Annotated in this window: 4 protein-coding genes; 1 reads left to right on the top strand and 3 read right to left on the bottom strand. The window is 51.0% G+C overall.

Annotated elements, in window-relative coordinates; translation table 11 throughout:
- Positions 1-1,760: fatty acid oxidation complex subunit alpha FadJ (gene fadJ, locus ACRC27_RS07160; RefSeq protein ID WP_438639528.1), on the bottom strand; the 1,760-nt coding region annotated here is incomplete at its 3' end.
- Positions 1,760-3,070, bottom strand: coding sequence for an acetyl-CoA C-acyltransferase FadI (fadI, locus tag ACRC27_RS07155; RefSeq protein ID WP_438621604.1), 1,311 nt, complete (start codon positions 3,068-3,070; stop codon positions 1,760-1,762). The genes fadJ and fadI, both read right to left, overlap by 1 nt.
- 577 nt (positions 3,071-3,647) lie before the next feature.
- Here fadI and ACRC27_RS07150 point away from each other — a divergent pair.
- On the top strand, positions 3,648-5,390 hold the full coding sequence (locus ACRC27_RS07150) for a BatD family protein (RefSeq protein WP_438639527.1): 1,743 nt from the start codon (positions 3,648-3,650) through the stop codon (positions 5,388-5,390).
- 197 nt (positions 5,391-5,587) lie between these two features.
- Here ACRC27_RS07150 and ACRC27_RS07145 read toward each other — a convergent pair.
- The coding region (locus ACRC27_RS07145; RefSeq protein WP_438639529.1) for a DUF406 family protein at positions 5,588-5,702 on the bottom strand (115 nt) is incomplete at its 5' end.

Raw genomic sequence — 5,702 nt, 5'->3', positions numbered from 1 at the left:
CGGCCATTTTTACGCCCTTTGCGATCATCACCCAGCAAGGCAGCGAACGCCTCTGGTGCGGCAAAACGCTCGCCTAACTCCCGCTCAAGAATCGGGGCTATTTTAGCGCCCACATCAATGCCAACCTCATCAAGCAGCGTAATCGGGCCTACCGGAAAACCAAAATCAAGCAGTGCAGCATCAATATGCTCAATCGCCTCGCCCGCCAGCAAGCAGCGCGCGGCCTCATTCATATACGGTGCTAAAATACGGTTAACATAAAAACCGGCTTTATCGGCCACCACAATCGGGGTCTTTCCCTGCATTTTGGCAAAAGCCACTGTTGTGGCGATCGTTTCTGCCGATGTTCCGGCATGCGGGATCACCTCAACGAGCGGCATTTTGTCTACGGGGCTAAAATAGTGCAGGCCTATCACATTTTCCGGCCGCTGCGCGTGGGCGGCAATTTGGTGGATCGGCAGTGATGAGGTATTCGAGGCAAAAATGGTTTCAGGCTTACCGTGTAGCTCAATATCCTGCACCATTTTTTGTTTCAGATTCAAATCTTCAAATACCGCTTCCACCACCAAATCACGATGTTGATAGGCGGTATAATCCAAACCACCACTGAGCATCAACATCTGTTTTTGCATTTGGGATCGCAGCAAAATCCGCTTTTTAACCCGTTTATTAAGCAAATCAAAACTGTAGCGCAGTGCGTGGTTGATGCCGGTTTCAGCAACATCTTTAATCCGCACTGGCAGCCCGGCTTTGGTAGCGGTCACAAATGCAATCCCGCCCCCCATCAGCCCGCCGCCCAAAATACCTATCTGTTGAAGTGGTCGCGCTTTCGCGTTAGCACCTGACTCTTTTTTCATCTCGGTGGTGGCAAAGAAAATCGAGCGCAGAGCAGCCGATTCTGGTGTCATCACCAGCTCACCAAAATGGCGCGCTTCCGCGTCTAATCCGGCATCAAACCCCTCACTCTGGCCGATACGCACCACATCAATAATGCGCTCCGGCGCAGGGTAGTTTCCGCGGGTTTTATTCAGCGTTTGCTTGAGTGCCTGAGTTAAAATGATATTGCGCCCGATGCTGTTGCCATCCATCAGCCAGCCCATTTTACCGTTCGGGTGCTTACGGGTCGGTTTGGGTTTCAATGCCAGTGCTGCGGCAACATCAAGCAATACCGTATCCGCCACGGCATCATCCACCAGCCCCATTTTGAGGGCTTGTTTAGCGCGCACCTGTCGGCCACTGAGCATCAGATCAAGTGCTTTTGCCACCCCGACCAACGCCGGTAAACGCTGTGTTCCGCCAGAGCCGGGCAGTAAACCCAGTTGCACTTCTGGCAGTCCAAGTACTGTTTTATCACTCAGCGAACAGACTCGTGCATGGCAGGCCAGTGCTAGCTCAAGCCCACCGCCCAGACAAGCGCCATGAATGGCCGCAACCACCGTAAACGGCAGGCCAGCCAACTCTGCCATAATTGCGTGCCCTTCACGTGAAAGTTGCTGTGCTTCACTGCTGTTGCGGCAAGCTGCCAGCATGTTGATATCCGCACCGGCAATAAATGAATCTGGCTTACCGGAGATCAACACCAGCCCTTTTACGGTCGGTTGCGCCGGATCTGAAGGTTGTTGCAATTGCTGTAAAATAGCCCGAATTTGCTGACCAAACTCGGCCTTCAATGTATTCATGCTCTCATTGGGAACATCAATAGTCAGTACCGCGATACCATCATCCCTTACGGTGACAGAGAATGCGCTTTGCGTTGTCATTATTCACTCTCCAATATCATAGCGGCGCCAAGCCCACCGGCTGCACATGCGGTATTTAACGCCAAACCACCTCCACGACGCTGCAACTCGCGCAGCGTTTGGGTGATCATCCGAGCACCTGTGGCAGCAAACGGGTGGCCGTACGCCAGCGACCCGCCCAGCACATTAAACTTATCCATATCAATTTCGCCGATAGCCTGACTGCGGCCTAACTTTTCCTGCGCAAATTTTTGGCTCGCAAACATCTGTACGTTGGCCAGTGTTTGGGCAGCAAAGGCCTCGTGCATATCAATTAAGGTTAAATCTGCCAACGTTATCCCCGCGCGGTCAAGCGCCAGCGGTGTCGCATACGACGGGCCCATCAGCATATCCTGCCACACATCAATCGCGGCAAACGCATAGCTACGAATATAACCCAGTGGTGTCAGCCCCAACGCTTTCGCCTGCCCTTCTGACATCAGCATCACAGCGGCTGCACCATCGGTCAGCGGTGTACTGTTCGCGGCGGTGACACTGCCGTGTTTACGATCAAATGCAGGGCGCAACTTCGCATAACCGGCCAGCGTAGCATCGTGGCGAATGTTGTTATCCTTTGCAAACGGCGCTTTATACGGCGCAACATAGGCAGTCATCACCTCATCATCCAGCAGCCCCTGATCCCACGCCTGCGCCGCACGCTGATGTGAGCGAAGTGCCAGCTCATCTTGCGCCTGTCGGCTAATACCGTAGGTCTTGGCCATCTGCTCCGCGGTTTGCCCCATTGAAAGGCCCGTTGAATACTCGGCAACCGCTGGTGGAACCGGCATTAAATCCCGCAAACGTAAACGGCTGATCACCTTCAACCGCTGGCTCAGTGAACGGGCTTTATTCAGATCAACCAAGGCACGCGCCAGTGTCTTTGATACCCCTATAGGCAGTACTGATGAGGAGTCAGCGCCTCCGGCAATCCCCACCTGTGTATGGCCACACACAATACTTTCGGTGATATTAGCCACTGCCTGAAAACTGGTCGCACACGCACGTGAAACACTGTAAGCATCGGTATGCACACTCATGCCCGTACCCAGTACAATTTCACGGGCAATATTCGGCGCTTCTGGCATTTGTACTACCTGACCAAAAACCAATTGATCAATTAATGCAGGATCAATCCCCGTTCTGAGCACCAGCTCATTCACCACCAGCTTCCCTAAATCCAGCGCTGGCACACCATGAAATGCACTTGCTTGACGGGCAAACGGTGTTCGTAACCCCGCCACCACAGCAATGCGTTCCCCGTTACGGGTGGTAAGATTTTGCGCCGCTTTCATGTGTACTCCTTCCTGAAGATTCACGGGGGATAAATACCGGTCTGGTCTGACCTGAACACCTTGAGTGTAACCTCTTGTTCACATTTTTCAAACAAGTGTTTGAGTGATTATTTGCAGAGTTTTCTGGTAGCAGGATAACTAAAAAAGTGAGTAGAAGAGTGAACCCTTGTATTCAATATTTGGCCACAAGCACAGACAGTGCTATCAGTACATAGTGAACTGAGTACAGGCTCGAGCCTGAGGTAAAACAGCTCTCCAATACCCGCCAATTATTTTGACGCTATTGCCATTTTTTTGACTGTGCTGTTGACTGCATGATGAATCACATTGGAGGCTGCACTTTAGATTATATTATTCACAGAATGTCAGCCGCGGCAGTAGATACGATCTGTTTTAGCCAATGCAGATGTGAACATATTCGCTTAAGCATATCGGCTGAAATATATTGGTTTGAGTGAGTCATGTTGATAAGGGAATACCACCAGATCGCACAGAGAAGGCACAATTATTGCATTTAATTTCTATATTAACGTGCCACCCACGGTTATTTCACTCTCTGTTGGAAAAGATCACCACTATGCTGATGACACGCGATACGTTGCGCTTATTTCACTCGCGTTTCTTTACTCCGCTCACCATAAGCGTTGCTTTATGCTGTGCGGCGCTTAGCCCGCAAGCAATAGCTCTGAATACCCTCAATATCAGTATTGAGCACAACCCCGTTGAGCAGGGAAAACCCTTTACTTTAACCGTCAGTGCTGACGATACTCTGCCCAATGATGCGCTGGATCTCTCCCCCTTGTTTGGTCAGTCTTTTGTTATCGGCAATACCGAATACAACCAAATTCCGGCAGATAAAAAAAATCCGGCACAGACACAGTGGAAAACCACCCTGTTGCACGATCAAGCTGGCAGCTATGAGATCCCCGCGCTCACCATTGATAATGTCTCCAGCCAGCCACTGACATTAACCGTGACACCGCCGGTGACCGCCCCTGAAGAGCCACCACAGCCAGCTCCTGAACCAGAACCTATCATCACACTTGATCAAGCGGTGCTCAGTACCCGCCTCTCAAAGCCGATAGCGTACCCCGAGGAAGCAGTATATCTGGATGTTGACCTTGAACTGGCCAGTGAACTGCTCGACGGCGTGCTCTCAACACCGGAGATCAGCGGTGGAACATTACGGCAGATAGGGCAAGATCGGGCATGGAGTTTAATGCGCGATGGCAACCGCTATCAGATCATCAGCCGCCGCTATCAAATTACCGCCACCGATACTGAAAATGTCACCATAGGTAGCATTCGTTTTCGGGGCACAGTACGTGGCAGCAGCCTGCGGCAGCCACCGCTCAACAGCTATGCAGAATCATTGCCGGTTACCTTAAATATCAAGGCACTGCCAAAAGATTTGCGTAATAACTGGCTTCCGGCAGAAAAAGTAACCCTAGAAGAGACGTGGTTTCCACAGCCGTCAGCCGCCAAAGTCGGCGAACCGCTGACCAGAACCATTCGCCTGCGGGCGCGCGGATTGGGCAATAAGCCACTGGTTATGCCAGCCATTGTGTATCCAAATGAGCTGAGTTTACATGCCCAGCCGGTTGAACAGCGGCGCACGCTCAATGATGAGACCGAACTAGAGATCCGCCATATTCTGATGCCAAAACGCACCGCTGCAGTCATCCTGCCGGAGATAACCATCAACTGGTGGAATACCCAGACAGAGAAAGCAGAGAGTGCAGTACTAGCCGCCCAGCCAATGAGCATCAGTATTAACCCAGCGCTGAGTCAACCTGTAGTCCCGATGGTCAAACCCAAAGAGAACTACGCCAATATTTTTGGCTATCTTGCGCTGTTTGCCGTGTTACTGAGCGGAGGCTTTATTTATTGGCACATGAGCCAAAAACGAAACTTACGTAACGAGCTGAGCAAGCTATCGTTGATGATGCCCAATGAGCCAGAGCCGGAAGATAAAGCGTGGCAAGAGCTAGAGTATGCGCTAAACCAACATGATCCGGCACAGATCACCCGCGCCTTCAGCCAGTGGGCTCGCCTGCGCTGGCCGGGAAGGAAATTCACCCATTTTGCTGAACTGCCAAACGGGGATGCAATAGACAGAGAGCTTACCAAGCTCAAGCGCAGCAACGACAACCCAAACAGCAAGGGACATACAACTGCATGGGACAGCGCCCCTCTACGCCAGTTGCTCTACCGTATTCGTGGTATTCGGCGTGCTGATGCACCGCCAGCTCCCCATGCACCAACCAACAAAACGCGCAAACATGATGACCATCCACAGATCAATTTTAAAATTGAGTAAGTAGGATACAAAAAAACAAAAATAAAAAAGCCGCCAGATAGCCTGTCATACAATGAAGGCGATGGCGGCTTTTTTCATTTGTTTCATTCGTTAATGGCAATCTACACCACTAACCCAGTCACTCGATAACCAACTTAGCGTATAGCCAAATAAGCTATAGTCTGTGCTTGAAAGCCCATTAACGGTAAACCGTTAACTTAACGCAGTGCCAGTTGGAAAATCATGGTTTCAGCCTGACAAGAGAAAGTGAAATCAGCATTAAGCTGTGCACCTTCAGCATTGTCAGTCAGTGAACTCGTGATTTCACATGCA

The organism is Plesiomonas sp., assembly GCF_051650925.1.
Classification (GTDB): Bacteria; Pseudomonadota; Gammaproteobacteria; order Enterobacterales; family CAMTGL01; genus Plesiomonas.
This window is presented reverse-complemented; position numbering and strand designations above follow the sequence as displayed.

What these genes read in the sequence shown, in the direction of transcription:
- fadI (WP_438621604.1), bottom strand. Translation starts at nt 3,070, where the DNA reads ATGAAAGCGGCGCAAAATCTTACCACCCGTAACGGGGAACGCATTGCT.
- ACRC27_RS07150 (WP_438639527.1), top strand. Translation starts at nt 3,648, where the DNA reads ATGCTGATGACACGCGATACGTTGCGCTTATTTCACTCGCGTTTCTTT.